Here is a 17,228-nt window from a genome sequence, read left to right on the forward strand (position 1 = left end):
GGAATTGCTCCTTCTAATTTGATGATGAAACTTAGCTTCTGGCTCACGGTGCGTACTCTCGTGAGCGGGTGAAAATGTCCCTGACGACACTGGATATGAATCCGGAGCAACTGGCTTCGGCGGCGTCGAAGCAGGGCGAAAAATGTGAACCCGAACCGAACGATCTGGAGCGGTGCAGTCGCAAAAGTACCGCCGCCTGTAGGGTCTGTCAAGTATAAAGCACAACCTATTGTGTTATCTGTGCAAATACCCCTGTTTACGGGCGATTCACCAAAAGAGGGTAAAAAAAACAGGGATTTGGCTGTGGAAGTTGCCGCAGAAGCACGTCGGAGGCGGAGATTACGAGATGGTTAATAGGCACTTTTTGAAGGTATGCGCCTGCGATACAGACGACAAGGTGCAGCGATGGTGCACTGGATGTGGATAAGAGTGGAAAAGTGGGAAAACAGGGTCCGGATTACAGCGAATGCTAAATAGGTGAGGCCCGGGAAGTTACCCCCGGACCCCAAATCGTGCAGTTACAGCTTAGAAGGCGTAGTGCAGGGAGAACTGGATCTGCCGCTGCGGCGAACGCACGTCGCTGATCTGGCCGAAGTTGCTGTCAGCAATGCCGTTATCGGGGTTCTTGTAGCTGGCAATGTTGAAGGCGTTGAAGAGGTCCGCACGGAACTCCAGCGCCTGCTCGTGATAGATGGTGAAGCTCTTGCCTCCGGTCAGGTCGATCTGTTCGTAGCCGGGAGCGCGCTCGGTGCCGACTGAGGCGCTACCAAACTCTTCGCCAACCGTCGGACCGTAGGCGCAGCCGTAGGACTGTGCCTGAGCGGTGGCACAGCCATTAACCGTACCTGTAGGCGTCACCACCGGATGGACGACCGTGTTATCGGTGCCGAACCAGTTGTTGAGGGTACGGTTCGCGATCTTCAGGTGCTGGTAGTGGTTGGCGCGTCCGGTTTTGTTGTTGACGCTGGTGGTAACCGGAGCGGTGATGGTGACGGGAAGGCCCGAGTAGGCCATCGCCGTTCCGCTCAGCTTCCAACCGCCGACCGCCTCGTCAACAAAGCGATTGATGTTGCCGCCGAAACGCCTGCCGCGACCGAAAGGAAGCTCGTAGACGGCTGTGGCGCTCATGTTGTGCCGGGCATCGAAGCCGCTGGGACCGTAGTCAGCACTCCCGTTGTAGCCGTTCTGCCAGTAGGCACTGGCGCCGTTGACGCTGGCCGTGCCGAAGAAGCCAGGATTGTTGGTCATCGCCTTGGCAAAGGTGTAGTTGATCTGGAACTCCAGGCCTTCGGACTGGCGACGGCGCATCTGCAACTGAGCGGCGTTGTAGTTCATCATCGAGTTTGTCTCGGTCACGACGATGTTGCCGGTCTGGCCGACCAGGTTGAAGTAAGGGGCCTGCGTGCCGGGCGCGGTGAGCTGGTTTCCGGCGCGAGCGTCGATCAGATGCTGTCCCGTCTGGCCGACGTAGCCCAGAACGACCGAGGTCTTGTTGTCGAGCTGGTACTCGGTCGAGAGGGTGAACTCCTGAATGAACGCAGGCTTGAGATTTTTGTCCCAGGCACGGTAGGTATTGCTGACAAGAGAGCCTGAGACGTTGGTGGGAATGGCCGTCTGCACGGTCAAAGGGGTTCCGGCGCTGGTGTCCGAGGCAGCCACCGCCTGATAGGTGTAGGCAGGCTGGAACGGCGGGTTGAAGTTGAGGCGAAGGTTCGCTCCCGTGCCCTCAAGGTAGTTGGTGATGCCGTAGCCACCACGAACGACGAGCCGTGTCTTCGGCTGATAGGAGAAGCCGACGCGGGGCATGAAGTTGGTATAGGTGGGATGGTAGAGCGCGCGCGCATCGCCAAAGGCGGCGGCTGCTCCGGGCTGGTTGGCGGCGTAGTAGAGACCGGTGGCGAGGTCAACGTTGGCCTGCTTGTTATTGACCTCGTAGATGGGCTGATCGTACTCGTAGCGAAGGCCGAGGTTCAGGGTCAGGTTGTCCCTCACCTTCCAATCGTCTTGTACGAAGGCGGCGTCGCGGTACTGGCGCTGGCCGGAACGGCCGACGTTGCCGGCGATACCGGCGTAGTAGATATTGTTGGTGTCGAAGTCGGAGACAGTGTTGCCGGTAAACGCACCTGCATACTGGAGACGGCCCATGACACCATCGTTGCCGGGGTAGAAGTTGTTCTGCTGATAGCGCAGGATCTCGACGCCGGCCTTGACTACGTGACGGCCCAGTTGCAGGGTCAGGTTATCGCCATAGGTAAAGATGTTGTCGATCAGGCTGCTGCCGCCGCCGAAGGTTCCGATATCGGTGAGGTAGGTCTGGGTGGAACGGCCCTGGCCGTTGCCAAAGTCCTGCAAGGCAAAGCCGGGATAGGGCTGGGCCGCATTGATGCCGACGATCGAGTTGCCTTTAAGTCCGAAGACTCCGGTCGTGTCCTGCGGGATGCCCTGCAACCAGCGAATGCGCGACCAGCCGCCACGGGCTTCGTTAATGATCCGGGGAGAGAAGGTATGCACCCAGTTGAGCGCCAGCCCCTTGAAGGGATAGCTGCTGGTCGTGGGAAAGGTGATGGCGATGGGCGTCTCGGGAGTGGAGTCCGCCGCTTCGCCCTGAGAGTAGCGCGCCATGATGGAGTTATGCGCGCCCAGCGTGTAGTCGATCTTGATGTCGCCCTGGTCGTTGCGAACTACGTTCCGATAGGTACCGAGGTAGTTGTTCTGCGCGATACCGTCCGTAGCAGGCCGGTTTGGCAGCGGGTAAAGCTCGGGGTGAGCGAACAGATATTGGGCGACTGGGTTGGTGACAGGAACCTGGTTGCCGGGATAGGCGACCTGTCCCTGACCGGCGACATAGTGAGATAGCTGAACGGGAAGCGAGGAGAAGTCTCCGGTACGGAAGGCCGCCGGGATGACCGATGCAGCCTGCGTGCCGCCCTTGTGGTAGCGGATGCCCTCGTAATCGGCAAAGAAAAAGAGTTTGTCGCGAAGGATGGGGCCACCGACAGTGCCCCCAAAGGTGGTCTGCGTAAAGGGCTGGCGAGGATTACCGGCAAACTTGTTCGCCCAGGTGTTGGCATCGAGGTTGTAGTTCTCAAGAAACGCGAACGCCGATCCATGAAAGTGATTGGTACCGCTCTTGAGGACGGCGATCACATCGCCGCCATTGACGTTGCCGTACTCTGCACCCGCGTTCGAGGTGATGACGGTCAGGTTCTCAATGGCGTCCGGGCTGGGGTTGTAGCCGATGACGTTGTTGATGGTCTCGTTGATCTCGATGCCGTCGAGCAGGTAGTTATTGGTCTGGTTTCGGTTTCCGTTGATGGAGACCTGGCCGCCCTGATTGGTGTCGCGCTCGATGGCGTTGGTGTTCGACATGCTCGTCGGCTCAGTCGCGACGGCACCGGGAAGGAACATCGTAATCGAAGAGAAATTGCGGCCGTTGAGCGGAAGGTTCTGAATCGTGCTTGGTGTAAACGTCGTGGCCAGCGTGGAGTTGTCCGTGTCCAGGATCGGCTGCAGCGTGTTCTCTACGGTGACGGTCTGGGTCTCGGAACCGACTTCGAGCTTGCCGTCGACCTTTGCGGTCTGATTGACCTCAAGCGTGAAGGGCGACGACGAAAATGACTTGAAGCCGTCGTGTTTGATGGTGACGGTGTACTGGCCAATCTGGAGGAAGCGGATCGAATAGTCTCCGCTGTTGTTGGTGGTGGCATTGGTCTCGACGTTGGTGGCGACGTTTTTGACGGTGACCGCCGCACCGGGAAGGACCGCGCCGGATGGATCAGTCACGGTTCCGTTGACCGCGCCTGTAATGGTTTGCGCCTGCGTCACGGGCAAAAAGACTAGACAGAGACAAAGGGGGAGGACTGCGCGAAGCAGTTTTTTATACGAGGTACACATTTGCATCTCCTGGCACGCCAAAAATGGAAGCTATTTGACCCAGGCAGAAAGGTGAATCAATTATTTGCACATATAACGGCTAAATGAACAAAATCCGGTCTTTAAAAAATCTACCCCTGTAGCCGGATTTTTACAAGCAAGTGCGGCCACATAAGGACTTAGATAAATTTTTCTTTTCCGGAAGATAAGTCGCGAAGCAGATTTTCATGCCTCTTTAATGGGTAAATAAGGCAAGACGACAAGGTAGATATGATGGACGAGAGAGAGTTTGGGAGGATTTCGATGTCGAGGACGCAATCGGCGATGGTGGAGCTGGGAACGGTGGCCCCAGCCTTTGAACTGGCAGACGTAGTGACGGGAAAGGCCGTTGGACGGGACGACGTAGCCAAAAACGGCCTTCTGGTGATGTTTATCTGCGTACATTGCCCCTATGTGAAGCATGTCGAGGCAGAGCTGGCCCGCATCGGCGCTAACTACGAAGGGAAGATCGGCATCGTGGCGATCTCGTCCAATGACGTGGTTGCCTATCCACAGGACGGGCCGGACGAGATGAAGGCGCAGGCGCAACGGCTGGGCTTCCGCTTCCCTTACCTGTTCGACGAGTCGCAGGAGGTGGCGCAGTCTTACGATGCGGCGTGCACCCCTGACTTTTTCCTCTTTGATGCGGAGATGAAGCTCGTCTATCGCGGCCAGTTGGACGAGAGTCGACCGCGGCGGGGAGATTCCGGCAACGATATTCCAGTAACAGGCAAGGACCTACGGCAGGCGCTGGACGACGTGATCGCCGGCAAGAGGCCGGACACGAATCAGCGGACCAGCCTTGGCTGCAACATTAAGTGGCGCGAAGCCTAATCTCAGAAGGAGAACCGATGCAGGACGTGCTTGAGCAATTGAAGGCAGGAGTTCGCCGATTTCAGGCGACGGTGTACCCCGAACAGGCAGAGATGTACCGCAAGGCGGTAAGCGTACCGCAGGAACCACACACGCTCTTTGTGGCTTGCGCCGACTCGCGGATTGAACCCGAAACAATCACGCAAACGAAACCCGGCGAGATGTTTGTGCTGCGCAACATCGGCAACCTGATACCGGCCTACGGCGAGATGATGGGCGGCGTGAGCGCTGTGGTCGAGTACGCCGTCAGCTTGCTGAAGGTGAAGCATGTGGTGGTCTGCGGCCACGCCGATTGCGGAGCGATGAAAGGCCTGCTCAATCCCGATAGCGTGACGACCATGCCCGCAGTCAAAAACTGGCTGAAGAACGCGGCGACGGCAATGAGCGTCGCTGAGGCGCTGGGAGCCAGAGACGAGGCACCGGAGACGCTGATGCGGAGCGTTACGGAACAAAATGTCCTGTTGCAGATTCAGCATCTGCGGACACATCCCTCAGTGGCCGCGGCAATAGCGCGGGAGGAGTTGACCATCTCCGGTTGGGTCTATGAGATCGGCACCGGCCAGGTGCGTATTTCTGAGGATGGCGCAAAGAGCTTTGTACCCGTCTCTGGAGCGGCCTGAATCTTCGTAATTTGCAGCGAGAAAAGATGCCCTGGATTCCTGTTTTAATCTCCGGGCATCTTCCCGCTCTTCTTATGGATTCAGCGAATTGATCGCCTTAGTGCCGTCGGAGCCGTGTATTTTGACGAGCTTGTTGTAGATGCCGATCAACAGGAAGGGCGCAGCCCACTGGCCGACAAAGAGGGCATTATGGGGCTTCTTCGCTGCTGAAAAACCAAGCGAGACGGCCATCGAGGCCAGCGCCAGTCCTAAATAAACGCTGGAAGGAACCTGGGCAGTGAACTGCTCAATAGATGCGGTTATTTGATCTTCCTGAGCTTCACCTTTTGCTACGCGGTAATCGGTCATGACAAAAATCTCCTTATCGGTTTCGCAACCTGTCTGTTAAGGAGAGATGCGAAAAAACGGCTCCGCGAACGCCTGTGTGCCGAAGTCAGCGCTGGATTTTCATTGTGCGAAAAGTCGATCGCTCTTTTGGTGATGGGATAGTCAAAGCCACTTCAACTTGCGAAGGATGACCAGTAACAATGCAGTGCAGAGGATGGTGATGCCACCGACATAAAATGCGCCGTTGGCAGACTCTTCAAATGGCAAACCCTTGAGGTTCATGCCATAGATGCCGGAGATGGCGATAACCGGCAGGGCGATGGTGCCGAGCACGGTGAGCACCTTCATCACCTCGTTGGTGCGGTTGGCGACGCTCGACAGGTAGATGTCGAGGGTGTTATTCAGCAAGTCGCGCTGCGTCTCGACGGAGTCAAGCAGGCGCGCCACATGATCGTAGATATCGCGGACATAGGGCTGGTGCTCGGCGTCGATGATGGAGCCAGGGTCGCGTTGCAGGTGCAGCGAGGCGTCGCGGGTGTTGACGAGGACGCGGCGAAGATCGATCAACTCGCGCTTGATGGCGAAGACGCCCTGGAGCACCTCGGGCGAGGGTGAATCGATGACAACGTCTTCGAGATCGTCGATGCGGTCGTCGAAGTTGTCGATGGCGGGAAAGTAGAGATCGACGATGGTGTCGAGGATGAGATACAGGAGCTTGCCGGGATTGTCGTCGGAGCCGTCGCGGCGGGCGCGTGCCAGCGCCTCAGCGGTAGAGGGGCACTTGGGGTCAGCGATCGTGATGAGAAAGTCTTTGCCGGCGAAGAGGTCGATGGTCGCGAAGGCTGGCATCTCAGGATTGCCCTCAAGATGAACCGGCTTGAAGACGGCGAAGGTATAGTGCGGTGCCGTGTCGACCTTCACGCTCTCGTTTTCGCTGCGGCAGTCTTCGATGTGAAGCGGATGCAGGTTATATTGCTTCGCCAGTTCGTCCAGGCGGGGGTCGGCTGCGGATTCGAGTTCGTACCAGGGCATCGGCTGTCCTTGCAGGTTCGGCTAAATACCTTCGACTACGCCAGGATCACAGAATTTTTACCGCGTTGAAAACGAACTGGAGTCTTTATCCCCTGCCCTGCTCGATGTGCGTAATCTCGCCATCGCGCATGTGCAGGATGCGGTCGGCGATCTGCGCGGCCTCGCTATTGTGCGTAATCATCAGGACGGTCTGGTTGAGATCGCGGCTGGACTTGCGCAGCATCCCGAGGACGGCATCTGAGTTCTTAGTATCGAGGTTGCCGGTAGGCTCGTCGGCAAGGACGATGGCGGGTCGCGTAATAAGCGCTCGTGCAATGGCCACGCGCTGTTGCTCGCCGCCCGACAGCTCATTGGGCCGATGCTCGAGACGGCCATCGATACCCAGCATGTGGGTGAGTTGATCGAGCAGAGGCCGGTCGATCTCCTTCTTGGGCGAACCGAGGTTGGCGATATCGTGGGCAATCTCGATATTGCCCATGGCCGACAGCGTAGGCAGCAGGTTGAATCGCTGGAAGACGAAGCCGATCTTGGCGCGGCGCATCTTGGTGCGCTCGGCATCGTCGAGCGTGGCAAAGTCGACGCCGTCGATGCAGACCGAGCCGCTGGTAGCGTGGGTGAGGCCACCTAGAATATAGAAGAGGGTCGATTTGCCGGAGCCCGAGGGGCCTACGATGGCCACAAATTCGCCCGGCTCGATGGCAAAGCTGACTTTGCGGAGTGCCGTGACTGCGAGTTTTCCGGAGCGGTAGGTCTTGCTGAGGTCCTGCGCGAGAATGATGGGTGCCATGTAGTTACTATGAAGTTTATCGCGAGTGAGGGTCTGGAATGAATTTTCGGGAGTTGCTGCTGCTTGTGCTGGCGGGCTGGACGGCGGTCGGCGTGGCCGGAATCACGATCTCGCTGGTACGGAAGGAACGCCGGAAAGCGGCACGGCATTCGCTGTGGGTGGTTGCCGTCTGGGTGGTCTATATGACGATCCTGCTGTGGACTTCGCTTACAAAGCCGCAGAAAGTTGTGGCTCTCGGGCAGGACCAGTGCTTCGATGATATGTGCTTCGCCGTGACCGGCGTGCAGGAGCTGCCAGGCTACTTGATTCAGGATGGCAGCAGGCTGATTCGCGTTTCGGTACGCATCTCGAACCACGGCAAGGAGAAGATGCAGAGCGAAGCGCTGATTCAGGCTTATCTGATCGACAAACAGGGACGGCAATGGGCGGAATCGACCGCGGTTTCAGGCGTGCGGATGACGGCGCGGGTTGCGGCGGGAGATTCTGTGATGAGCCAGCCGGTATTCAAAGTGGCAGGGGACGCCACCGGACTGGGGCTAATCTTTACCCACGGTCCCCGTCAGCCGGGAGTCTTCGTCATTGGTAATTCCGACAGCCTGCTTCACAAACGGACAGTGGTCTGGCTGGGGCGATAGTTTTTGAAAGCTCTTGTGACTCGATCGAACAAGATGAAGCTCATCAGACGGGAATGGTGCCAATCATCAGCAGCGAGTTGATCGTCACATCTTCAAGAAAACTGATTTCGAGCCGAATGGTGACTACCTGTCCCATATCGGAGGGCGTCGCGAGATTTTTGCGGCAGGTGCAGAGGTCGGTGAGTGCGAGGTGGCCTGCCCGGGTCAACTCCAGGCCAGAGCATACGATGGAAGCGTAGAGGTCGACGATGGAACGAAGCTGGATCTCCAGGCGGATCTCCACCATGCTGGGCGAGAGCGTCCTGCGGCAGAGAACCCAGCCACCGCAATCAGCCAGCGCCGCGGTCAGGTTGGGGAGCAGTCCTTGCCGCTCTTCGTAGCTGAAGCTCTGTATATCAAGAAGTTGCATCGTATTCTGTAGCCGCCGGGGCGAGAAATTTCTGCCGTTAGGCTGTTCATCGGAAAGGTTTGCGGGAAGCGTGATAGACACAGCGCACGGTAGTCATGTGACGGCAGAGAGTATCGAGCGTGCTCGATATGGATTCGCACAGTGACTACAGTTACTTATATGTTGATGGCTTAAGCGGCGTGGAGGTTGGTCGAGCCGCAGGAGATGCCGGATGGTTCTTGGAGTGGGAACAGATTTAATCGAGATCGAGCGCGTACAGCAAAGCCTCGCCCGTTTCGGCGACCGCTTTATGCACAGGATCTTTACCGAAGGCGAGATTGCCTACTGCCAGCAGAAGAAGCACGCCGCGGAGAGTTTTGCGGCTCGATTTGCCGCCAAAGAGGCAGCAGCCAAAGCACTTGGGACCGGTATCGCCCATGGCATCAGTTGGCGGGAGATTGAAGTGCGGCGCAACCCCGGAGAGCGGCCAACGCTGCATCTAACGGGAAGAGCGGCAGACCGGGCCGAAGCCATGGGCGTGCGCCATTTGCACTTGAGCCTGAGCCATAGCAATGACATCGCCATGGCCGTCGTGATTGCGGAGAATTGAAACCAATGGACGACTTCATGCATCCATTGAAAGCAAGCACTTTACACAATCGGAGCGATGCAAGAAGATGTGCCGGACAGCAGACCGGCTGATGTATCCTCTCACTTACCGGGTACCCTGCTGCCTGTGTCGCATCCCGTTGAAAGAGATTTGAAGGAGAGCTATGCCCAGCCAGCAGGAGGTCAGATGGTCGCAGTTGAAAGTGGGCGTGATTGTACTGGTCTCATCGGTGATTCTGGTGACGCTACTGTTCCTGATGACCAGCGCGTCGGGGCTGGGACTTTTTTCGCACAAGCTGACGATTCCCGTCTACTTTGAAAACTCAGCAGGCCTGAAAGAAGGCGCTGCCGTAAACCTTGAAGGCGTCACTATCGGCACCGTGAAGAGCGTGACGGTGGTAAACACCCCTGATCGCAAGCTGACTCCGGTCAGGGTCATCATGAAGCTCGATGACAAATATGCCGCGAGCCTCAAGAAGGACTCGAAGGCATCACTGACCACGGTCGGCGTGCTCGGCGATACCGTCGTGGACATCAACAGCCAGTTCGCCGTCGGGCCTCCTCTGAGAGACGGCGATGAGTTGAAGACGCTGGAGACGCCGAGCATCACCGATGTCGTCAAAGCCAGCCAGGGGACCATTGAGAGCCTGAACGTGATCCTGTCGAAGATGAACGTGATCGTCGACAATCTCCAGTCGGGCAAAGGCTCCGTCGGCCTGTTGATCAATAACCCCGATCTGTACAACAAGGCCAATGAGACGGTGAATGAGCTGTTGACGCTCGAAAAGAACCTGAACAACGGTCGCGGCTCCATCGGCAAACTGATGACGGACGACACCATGTATAACCGGCTGAACGACGCCGCCGGCAAGCTGGAGAATATCGCCAACGATCTGAATAGCGGCAAGGGCTCGGCCGGGATGTTGCTGAAGGACGACTCACTCTACAAGAACCTGAACTCCACGCTCATTCATGCCAACTCGATCATGGCGGATGCGGACGCGGGCAAGGGCGGTCTTGGGCTGATGCTCAAAGATCCGAAGTTCCGGAGCGATCTGAGCAATACGTTGGCACAGGTCAATACTCTGGTGAGCGGCATCAACGACGGCCGGGGCACGCTTGGCAAGCTGACCACCGACGATCAGGCTTACACCAATCTGAACAAGCTGCTGAGCGCGAGCACCGACCTTGTAACCACGATCCGTAAAGATCCGAAGAAGTATCTGACGATTCATATGAAGATCTTCTAAGCATCGTTTAGTAGATCCAGAGGTCCAGGCTGCGGCCTGGACTTTTCTTTGCGAGATCAACAAAACTTTGGACCGGCACAATCAATGCCTCTACTGTTGACTCAACACGCTTTGTACGGATGAAGCCGCGGTTTATGCTGAATCTACAAATATTGCTTCCTCGGCACTCTTCAGGAGACCCATGACCTTTAAATCTTTCGCTGCATTTCTGGTGTTAAGCAGTGGCCTGTGTCTCGGCCAGACCTCCACCCCGGCAGGTCAGGCAGACACAGGCCTGGCACCCACCTCCGTGCCGAAGAAGCCCATCAGCTTCGACCTGTCGGGAATCGACAAGACAGCCGACCCGTGCACCGACTTCTATCAATACGCCTGCGGAAGTTGGAAGAAGGAGAACCCCATTCCTGCCGACCAGACGCGGTGGGGCCGCTTCAATGAGCTGGCGGAGCGCAACAACTATCTTCTCTATCAGGATTTGAAGACGGCAGCAGATGCTCCGAAGACCCCACTGCAAAAGAAGTATGGCGATTATTTCGCCGCCTGCATGAATGTAAATCTGGCCAACCAGCTTGGCGCGAAGCCGATCGACCCGGCGCTGAAGACCATCGCCGACTGGAACGACAAAAAGACACTGGCCACGCTGCTGGGCACGATGGAGGACAAGTACGCCGTCGGCTTCTTCTTCGACTTCGGCTCTGAGCAGGACCAGAAGGATTCGACCCAGCAGATCGGTGCGCTCGATCAGGGCGGCCTTGGCCTGCCCGACCGCGACTACTATCTCAACCAGGATGAGCGCTCCAAGACCCTCCGCGAACAGTATGTCGCGCATGTAACGAAGATGTTCGTGCTGCTTGGCGACACTCCGGCACAAGCCGCCACCGAGGCGCAGAATGTGATGACGGTCGAGACAGCGCTGGCGCAGGGCTCCATGGCGCGCGTCGATCGCCGCAATCCCGCGAACGTCTATCACGTCATGACGATTGCCCAGTTGCAGGACATCACTCCTGACTTCAACTGGAAGGTCTATCTCGACGCCAAAAAAGAGGGCAGCCTTGAGACCGCCAACATCGTCTCGCCTGGCTTCTTCAAGGCGATGCAGCAGCAGATCGACGCCACCAGCGTCGACGCGCTGAAGAGCTATATGCGCTGGCACACGGTCCATCGCTTCGCCGCCAACCTCAGCGCCCCCTTCGTCGAGGAGAACTTCAACTTCTACGGTGCAACCCTTACCGGCCAGAAAGAGATCACGCCGCGATGGAAGCGCTGCACCGCCGCCACTGATCGCGCCATGGGCGAGGCCGTTGGGCAGGACTGGGTCGCCAGAAACTTCCCGCCCGCCGCCAAGGACAACATGGAGAAGCTCGTCCATGCGCTCGAAGTCTCACTCGGACAAGACATCCAGCATCTCGACTGGATGAGCGACGCCACCAAGGTACAGGCGCAGAAGAAACTCGAAGCCTTCCGCGAAAAGATCGGCTATCCCGACAAATGGCGCGACTACTCGCCGCTGACCGTCAAGCGTGACGATCCCGTCGGTAACGCCGAGCGTGCCAGTGCCTTCGACGACCGCCATGACCTGAACAAGATCGGCAAGCCCGTCGATGAGAAGGAATGGGGCATGACGCCGCCAACAGTGAACGCCTATTACAATCCGGCGATGAACGACATCAACTTCCCTGCCGGAATTTTGCAGCCGCCGTTCTACGACTTCAAGATTGACCCGGCGGTAAACTTCGGCGGCATCGGCATCGTCATCGGTCACGAGATGACGCACGGCTTCGATGACCAGGGCAGCCAGTACGACGCGCAGGGCAACGTGCGCAGTTGGTGGACGCCCGAGGACAAGAAGAAGTTCGACGAGCGCACCGATTGCGAGGCCAAGGAGTACGACAACTTCGAGGTCGCTCCCGGCCAGAAGCTGAACGGGCGTCTGACCCTGGGCGAGAACACCGCCGACAATGGCGGCCTGCGCATCGCCTACGCTGCGCTGATGAGCACGCTGGCCGAGGAGAACAAGTCGGCGGACAAGTCGACCACGGAAAAGATCGACGGCTACACCCCCGAGCAGCGCTACTTCATCTCCTGGGGACAGGTCTGGTGCGAAAACACCCGCGAACAGGCCGCACGCCTGCGCGCCAAGACAGATCCACACTCCAGCGGCCAGTGGCGCGTCAACGGAAGCGTGCAGAACTTCGACGAGTTCGGCAAAGCCTTTGGCTGCAAGGTTGGCCAGCCGATGATGCCGGAGAAGAGCTGCCAGGTCTGGTAACCAGCCCGGTAAATTCCACCAGCGCTAACACAAGGCCCAGGCTTCGGTCTGGGCCTTTTTGCTGCGCAAAAGGGGTCTGGCAGCGTAACCGCCGGCTGGGGACCAGAAACTTCGGCAAGGAATGCGTTCCGGGAAGTGGCATAAAGTCGCAACAGCTTCTACAATTGGCGAAGGAATCGTATCCCTACAGAGTTGCTCGCGGCAGAAGGTGATCGAACAAGATCACTGGCGAGGTTAAGGAAGCGCATGAAGTTGAGCAGGATTGGCCGGGTTTCAATGGCCTTGGTAGTGTCCGTAGCGATGGGTCTGGGCATGACGGCGTGCGGTGGCGGCACCGTCGGTTTCATGTGGGTTCTTGGCACGCAGTATAACCAGATCGCCGGTTTCAAGATCGACGACTACACGGGTAATCTGACAGATATTCCGCATGAGCCGTTCACCTCCGGCGGGGCAAATCCTGTCTCTCTCGTCGTGAGGGCGGGTGGCCGATATCTTTATGTGATCAACGAGGGCGTTACCCCGACCTCAGGCAATACCTCGGGAACGCAGCAGTGCGGCACCAATGGCAGCGGCATCGCTGAGTTCAGCATCGGTGGCGACGGCGTCCTGACCTTCCAGCAGTGCTTTGCCAGCCAGGGAACTACTCCGGTCTGGGCGCAGATGGACAGCACCGGCTCCTATCTCTATGTTCTTGACCAGGTCGCACCCACTGCGGATTGCAGCGTTGGTGCTCCGGCCGCAGGATGCTTCGGCGACATCACCGTATTCTCGGTCGCCGACGACACCGGGCGGTTGACGCTGGTGCCGAACAAGCAGATCAAGAATTCGGATGGCACCCAGCTCACCTACTTCCCCGTCGGCAACACTCCGATCATGATGAAGGTCGCTGGTAGCGGATGCCTGTTCACGGTGGATTCGGGCGACCAGACGGTCTTCCCCTATACCATCGGGGCCGCAGGCCAGTTGACGCTGCCCGCCAATACCACCATTGCAACCGGCGCAGGCAGGCTGACCTCGATCAATGCAGGCTCGCAGTATGTCTACCTGACCGATGCGGCGGCCACAAGCGACAGTTCGGGCGGCTATATTCTTCCCTACACGGTCGGGACCGGTTGCGCCTTGAACACGCTGACCGGCGGCAAGGTGGCGAACCTGCCCCAGACCTCAAACCCCGTCTACTCGATGGTTGACAGCAGCAACAAGTACCTCTACGTTGCCAACCAGTCGTCGTCCAACTCGAACGCCCCAGCTTACAGCTCCATCTCGGCGTACACCATCGACGGAACGACCGGCAAGCTGCAGGAGATTCCCGATACGGGCAACAATCCCTACCAGGTTGGCGCAGGTCCGGTGTGCATGGTCGAAGATCCTTCGAACCAGTACCTGTTCACTTCGAACAATGTGGACGGCACGGTCACCGGCTTCAACCTCGACAAGAGCACCGGCGAACTCTCGAACCTGAAGAGAGGCTCGAAGTTCACTGCGACAGGGTTGTCGACCTGCCTCGCAGTCAGCGGAAACGTTAATTAGCTGGCAGCATTTCCAGCTAAAGACACAGGACAGGGTGTCAGCACGAACCCTGAGTTGTTTTTGAAACAGCAGAAGCGGGCGGAAACGATTTGCCCCGGAGCCAGGTAAGCATGAAGTTGAATAACATAGGCCGTGGTGCACTGGCCTCGATTTTGTCTCTTGCAATTGGTCTTGGCGTAACGGCTTGCAGCCGCGACTACACGTTGGCATACGTCTACGTGACCACCGCGGCCCCTCTCTCGGCGGCCTCCTCGACCGCCGGCGGCGTCAGCGCGTTTGCCGTCGACTATCAATCCGGCGCATTGACACCGCTAGCTGACTCCCCGATCGCGGCTGGCAAGAAGCCGATCACCCTGGTTGCCGGACCGGCCAGCGCAAACGGCCAGTTCATCTATGTCGTCAACCATGACGACTCGACCGTGATGGAGTTCTCCATCGGGACCGACGGCAAGCTGTACCTCAAGAACACCTACAACACGACCGGCAGCCTGCCGACAGCAGCAGCCATCGATGCTGGCGGCACGTTCCTGTATGTCACCAACACCTACCAGAACGGGCCGAATAACACGCAACTCTACACGGCTGGCTCCCCTGGACCAGGCAGCGTCACCATCTTCCCCATCAACGCAGACGGCAGCCTTGGCACGGCGACGACGCAGAACGTCGGCAACCTCCCGGTCGGCATCGTGACCAGCAAGGTCAACAGCTATGTCTACGTGCTGGATCAGGAGAATGCATCCACCGCCAGCCCGCTGGGTGTCATTCTTGGCTACGCTGAAAACACCTCCACGGGCGCTCTGACGCCGACCACGGACGGCACCGTGATTCTGAACGGCGTCCCTGTTACCAATGGCTATCCGGCCGGCACGACCCCCAGCGCGATTGCTGAGGACCCCTCGGCACGGTTCGTTTATGTCACCGACAAGGCCACCAACCAGCTTTATGGCTACCTGACCGGAACCAATGGACAGCTTTCCACGATGACCAATGGTCCGTTCGCGACGGGTACCTTCCCGGTCAGCGTGACCGTCGATCCGCGCGGCAAGTATCTATACGTCGCCAACTATAACGACAACACAGTGAGCGCCTATGCCATCGATGTCGCAACCGGCGCGCCAGTTGGCTCCGTAGGTTCGGCCACGACGGCAGTTGGAACCACCCCCACCTGCATCGCCATCGAGCCGGCACTGGGCAAGTACCTGTACGTTTCGAACTACCTGGACGGAACGGTCTCGGGCGAAGCGCTCAACTCGCACAATGGCGGCCTGACCGCAGTCCAGAACACGCCCTTCCCCACCTCCGGTCTGCCGACCTGCGCAGTAGCTGTGGCGAATGGCTCGTACGGTCATCCCAACCAGATCATCAACCCCTAACAACACGCAGTTGCCACAACAAAAAGTCCCGCGATTGCGGGGCTTTTTGTTGCCTGCGGGCGAGTCTGGCAAATATGCCCTCTCCCCTATTTAGGTGCCAAAGTCTTCGAAGAAAGGGACTTCCCTCGACTTAGAGACGCTCCAGTTAAATGCGAAAGTCCGGAGCGATGGTCAGACTCAATTGGCTTTACTCACTGAGATTAGCTGTAGCAGAGGAGTGGAGCTTTTTTGCAATTGTATGTTGCTGATTTTATGGAATTTGCATGATTTATGACTTGACAGAGTTTTCCACAGCAGGGAGCTCTGTCGCTGGAAAAGGGAAGGCACACCCCAGGGGCTAAGAGCCCTTGAGGTGCTGGGAGAGAGAGGCCAGGGCTGAAGCCTTGGCGTACCCAGAAGCAAGTGCAACTATAAAGGGCAGCCAGTGCATCGGCAGCGATGACAATGCTTTAGGACGAAGCGGTTTGGGTGGCGCGTGGGCGGGTGGAGAGGTGGGTGAGGATCAATCTGCGGGCTGGGTTCTCGACAAAACGGAAGGCGGCCAGCGAAAAGAGGACCACGAAGACGTAGGAGAACCAGGGATCGAACGCCGCCAGGTGCAGGTGCTGCGACAGGTGGTACTTGCGCACGAGGATCAGCACATTGAAGTGCAGCAGGTAGAGGCAGTAGCTGCTCTCGCCGACGATCAGCAGCGGACGACAGGCAAAGACGGCAGCCACTGGGTTGACTCCGCTGAGGCCAAGCACAAGGGCAGCAAAGAGCGGGATGAGCAGGCCGCCATGCATCAGCAGGTACGGCAGGTGCTCAACAAAACCGTAGAAGACGACCAGGAGGGCTCCAACGCTGGTGGCGGCGATGGCAAAGCGCTGGCGAGGCGTGATGTCGAGCACATGCTGGAGCTTGCCCAGCACAACGCCCACCAGAAAGGTGCAGATATAGGGTAGCGGCGTGTACTTGAGGAAGCGAATGAGGTAGGTGGAGCTGTAGCGCGTGACCGGGCCGTCGAGGTGGTCGGGGTTAAGCAACAGATAGAGGCTGTGCGGCACCATTCCGATCGCCCAGATAGCGAGCAGAAGAGCGATAAGCCGACTTGCCGTCTTGGGCCAGGGGATGCGGATGAGCCAGGGAAAGGCGGCGTAGAGCATGACCTCGCAGGAGAGCGTCCAGGCGACGGTGTTCCAGAAGGTGGCGAGGTTGGGGCTCCAGCCCTGAAGCAGAAAGGGGGTGAGGACGATTCCCTTCCAAAATTCGGCATGGCTGCGGACGGCCCACTCATCTTCGAGCATCTTGACAGAGACGATAAGGGCGAGCAGATAGATAGGGTAGAGGCGGGCAAAGCGGGCGACCCAGAAGTTGCGCTTGTTGAAGCTGGCGCCGCGGTCGGCGTAGTTGTACGTGAGGATATATCCGGAGATAAGAAAGAAGACGCCGACGAAGATGTAGCCGTTATCGACAAAGGGATAGAGCGGGCCGAGGTGCGAGGGCGTGAAATGGAAGAGGACGATGCTGAGCGCGAGCAGGGTACGGATGCCGGTGAGTGCCGGAAGAGGCGGCTTGCGGGTCGTCTTGAGCGGCGTGGCAACGGCAGTGGCGGCGGTTGGCAAAGGGCGGATTCCTGTTTCTAAC

Annotated in this window: 14 protein-coding genes; 8 read left to right on the plus strand and 6 right to left on the minus strand. The window is 58.1% G+C overall.

Going from position 1 to position 17,228, the window contains the following annotated elements; translation table 11 throughout:
- Positions 1 to 525: 525 nt before the first annotated feature.
- Entirely contained in the window at positions 526 to 3,894 is a 3,369-nt protein-coding gene (locus tag GSQ81_RS07255) for a TonB-dependent receptor (RefSeq protein WP_158910113.1), read from the minus strand.
- Positions 3,895 to 4,176: 282 nt separating this feature from the next.
- On the opposite strand from GSQ81_RS07255, the gene GSQ81_RS07260 reads away from it, so the two are divergent.
- The gene (locus GSQ81_RS07260; RefSeq protein WP_158910114.1) at positions 4,177 to 4,746 is read left to right on the plus strand and encodes a thioredoxin family protein; all 570 of its coding nucleotides are present in this window, start codon (positions 4,177 to 4,179) and stop codon (positions 4,744 to 4,746) included.
- Between the two features lie 17 nt (positions 4,747 to 4,763).
- Positions 4,764 to 5,405, plus strand: a complete 642-nt coding sequence (locus GSQ81_RS07265; protein ID WP_158910115.1) for a carbonic anhydrase — start codon at positions 4,764 to 4,766, stop codon at positions 5,403 to 5,405.
- Positions 5,406 to 5,477: 72 nt separating this feature from the next.
- On the opposite strand, the gene GSQ81_RS07270 is transcribed toward GSQ81_RS07265, so the two are convergent.
- From GSQ81_RS07270 to GSQ81_RS07280, 3 genes are all read right to left on the minus strand, one after another.
- Positions 5,478 to 5,753 (minus strand): hypothetical protein, encoded by a 276-nt coding sequence (locus GSQ81_RS07270; protein ID WP_158910116.1) that lies wholly within the window; start codon positions 5,751 to 5,753, stop codon positions 5,478 to 5,480.
- A gap of 141 nt (positions 5,754 to 5,894) precedes the next feature.
- Positions 5,895 to 6,764, minus strand: a complete 870-nt coding sequence (locus GSQ81_RS07275) for a magnesium transporter CorA family protein (protein ID WP_158910117.1) — start codon at positions 6,762 to 6,764, stop codon at positions 5,895 to 5,897.
- Between the two features lie 85 nt (positions 6,765 to 6,849).
- On the minus strand, positions 6,850 to 7,551 hold the full coding sequence (locus GSQ81_RS07280; RefSeq protein ID WP_158910118.1) for an ABC transporter ATP-binding protein: 702 nt from the start codon (positions 7,549 to 7,551) through the stop codon (positions 6,850 to 6,852).
- Between the two features lie 38 nt (positions 7,552 to 7,589).
- On the opposite strand from GSQ81_RS07280, the gene GSQ81_RS07285 reads away from it, so the two are divergent.
- Entirely contained in the window at positions 7,590 to 8,186 is a 597-nt protein-coding gene (locus tag GSQ81_RS07285) for a hypothetical protein (RefSeq protein ID WP_158910119.1), read from the plus strand.
- Positions 8,187 to 8,229: 43 nt separating this feature from the next.
- Here GSQ81_RS07285 and GSQ81_RS07290 read toward each other — a convergent pair whose 3' ends face one another.
- Positions 8,230 to 8,595 carry a hypothetical protein gene (locus GSQ81_RS07290; protein ID WP_158910120.1) on the minus strand — a complete coding sequence of 122 codons (366 nt, stop codon included), beginning with the start codon at positions 8,593 to 8,595 and terminating at the stop codon, positions 8,230 to 8,232.
- Positions 8,596 to 8,806: 211 nt separating this feature from the next.
- Between GSQ81_RS07290 and GSQ81_RS07295 the strand changes: the two genes are divergently transcribed.
- From GSQ81_RS07295 to GSQ81_RS07315, 5 genes are all read left to right on the plus strand, one after another.
- Positions 8,807 to 9,184: a holo-ACP synthase gene (locus GSQ81_RS07295; protein ID WP_158910121.1), complete on the plus strand. Its 378-nt coding sequence runs from the start codon at positions 8,807 to 8,809 to the stop codon at positions 9,182 to 9,184.
- A gap of 163 nt (positions 9,185 to 9,347) precedes the next feature.
- Positions 9,348 to 10,433 (plus strand): MlaD family protein, encoded by a 1,086-nt coding sequence (locus GSQ81_RS07300; protein WP_158910122.1) that lies wholly within the window; start codon positions 9,348 to 9,350, stop codon positions 10,431 to 10,433.
- A gap of 181 nt (positions 10,434 to 10,614) precedes the next feature.
- Positions 10,615 to 12,699, plus strand: a complete 2,085-nt coding sequence (locus GSQ81_RS07305) for a M13 family metallopeptidase (RefSeq protein WP_158910123.1) — start codon at positions 10,615 to 10,617, stop codon at positions 12,697 to 12,699.
- Between the two features lie 276 nt (positions 12,700 to 12,975).
- Complete coding sequence (locus tag GSQ81_RS07310) at positions 12,976 to 14,229, plus strand: beta-propeller fold lactonase family protein (protein ID WP_158910124.1); 1,254 nt, start codon at positions 12,976 to 12,978, stop codon at positions 14,227 to 14,229.
- A 110-nt stretch (positions 14,230 to 14,339) separates the two neighbouring features.
- A complete protein-coding gene (locus tag GSQ81_RS07315) occupies positions 14,340 to 15,602 on the plus strand; it encodes a beta-propeller fold lactonase family protein (RefSeq protein ID WP_158910125.1) in 1,263 nt (420 codons plus the stop codon).
- Between the two features lie 449 nt (positions 15,603 to 16,051).
- Here GSQ81_RS07315 and GSQ81_RS07320 read toward each other — a convergent pair whose 3' ends face one another.
- Positions 16,052 to 17,206 carry an acyltransferase gene (locus tag GSQ81_RS07320; protein WP_174237948.1) on the minus strand — a complete coding sequence of 385 codons (1,155 nt, stop codon included), beginning with the start codon at positions 17,204 to 17,206 and terminating at the stop codon, positions 16,052 to 16,054.
- Positions 17,207 to 17,228: the final 22 nt, after the last annotated feature.

Origin of the sequence: Granulicella sp. L56, from assembly GCF_009765835.1 — a bacterium.
GTDB lineage: Bacteria > Acidobacteriota > Terriglobia > Terriglobales > Acidobacteriaceae > Edaphobacter.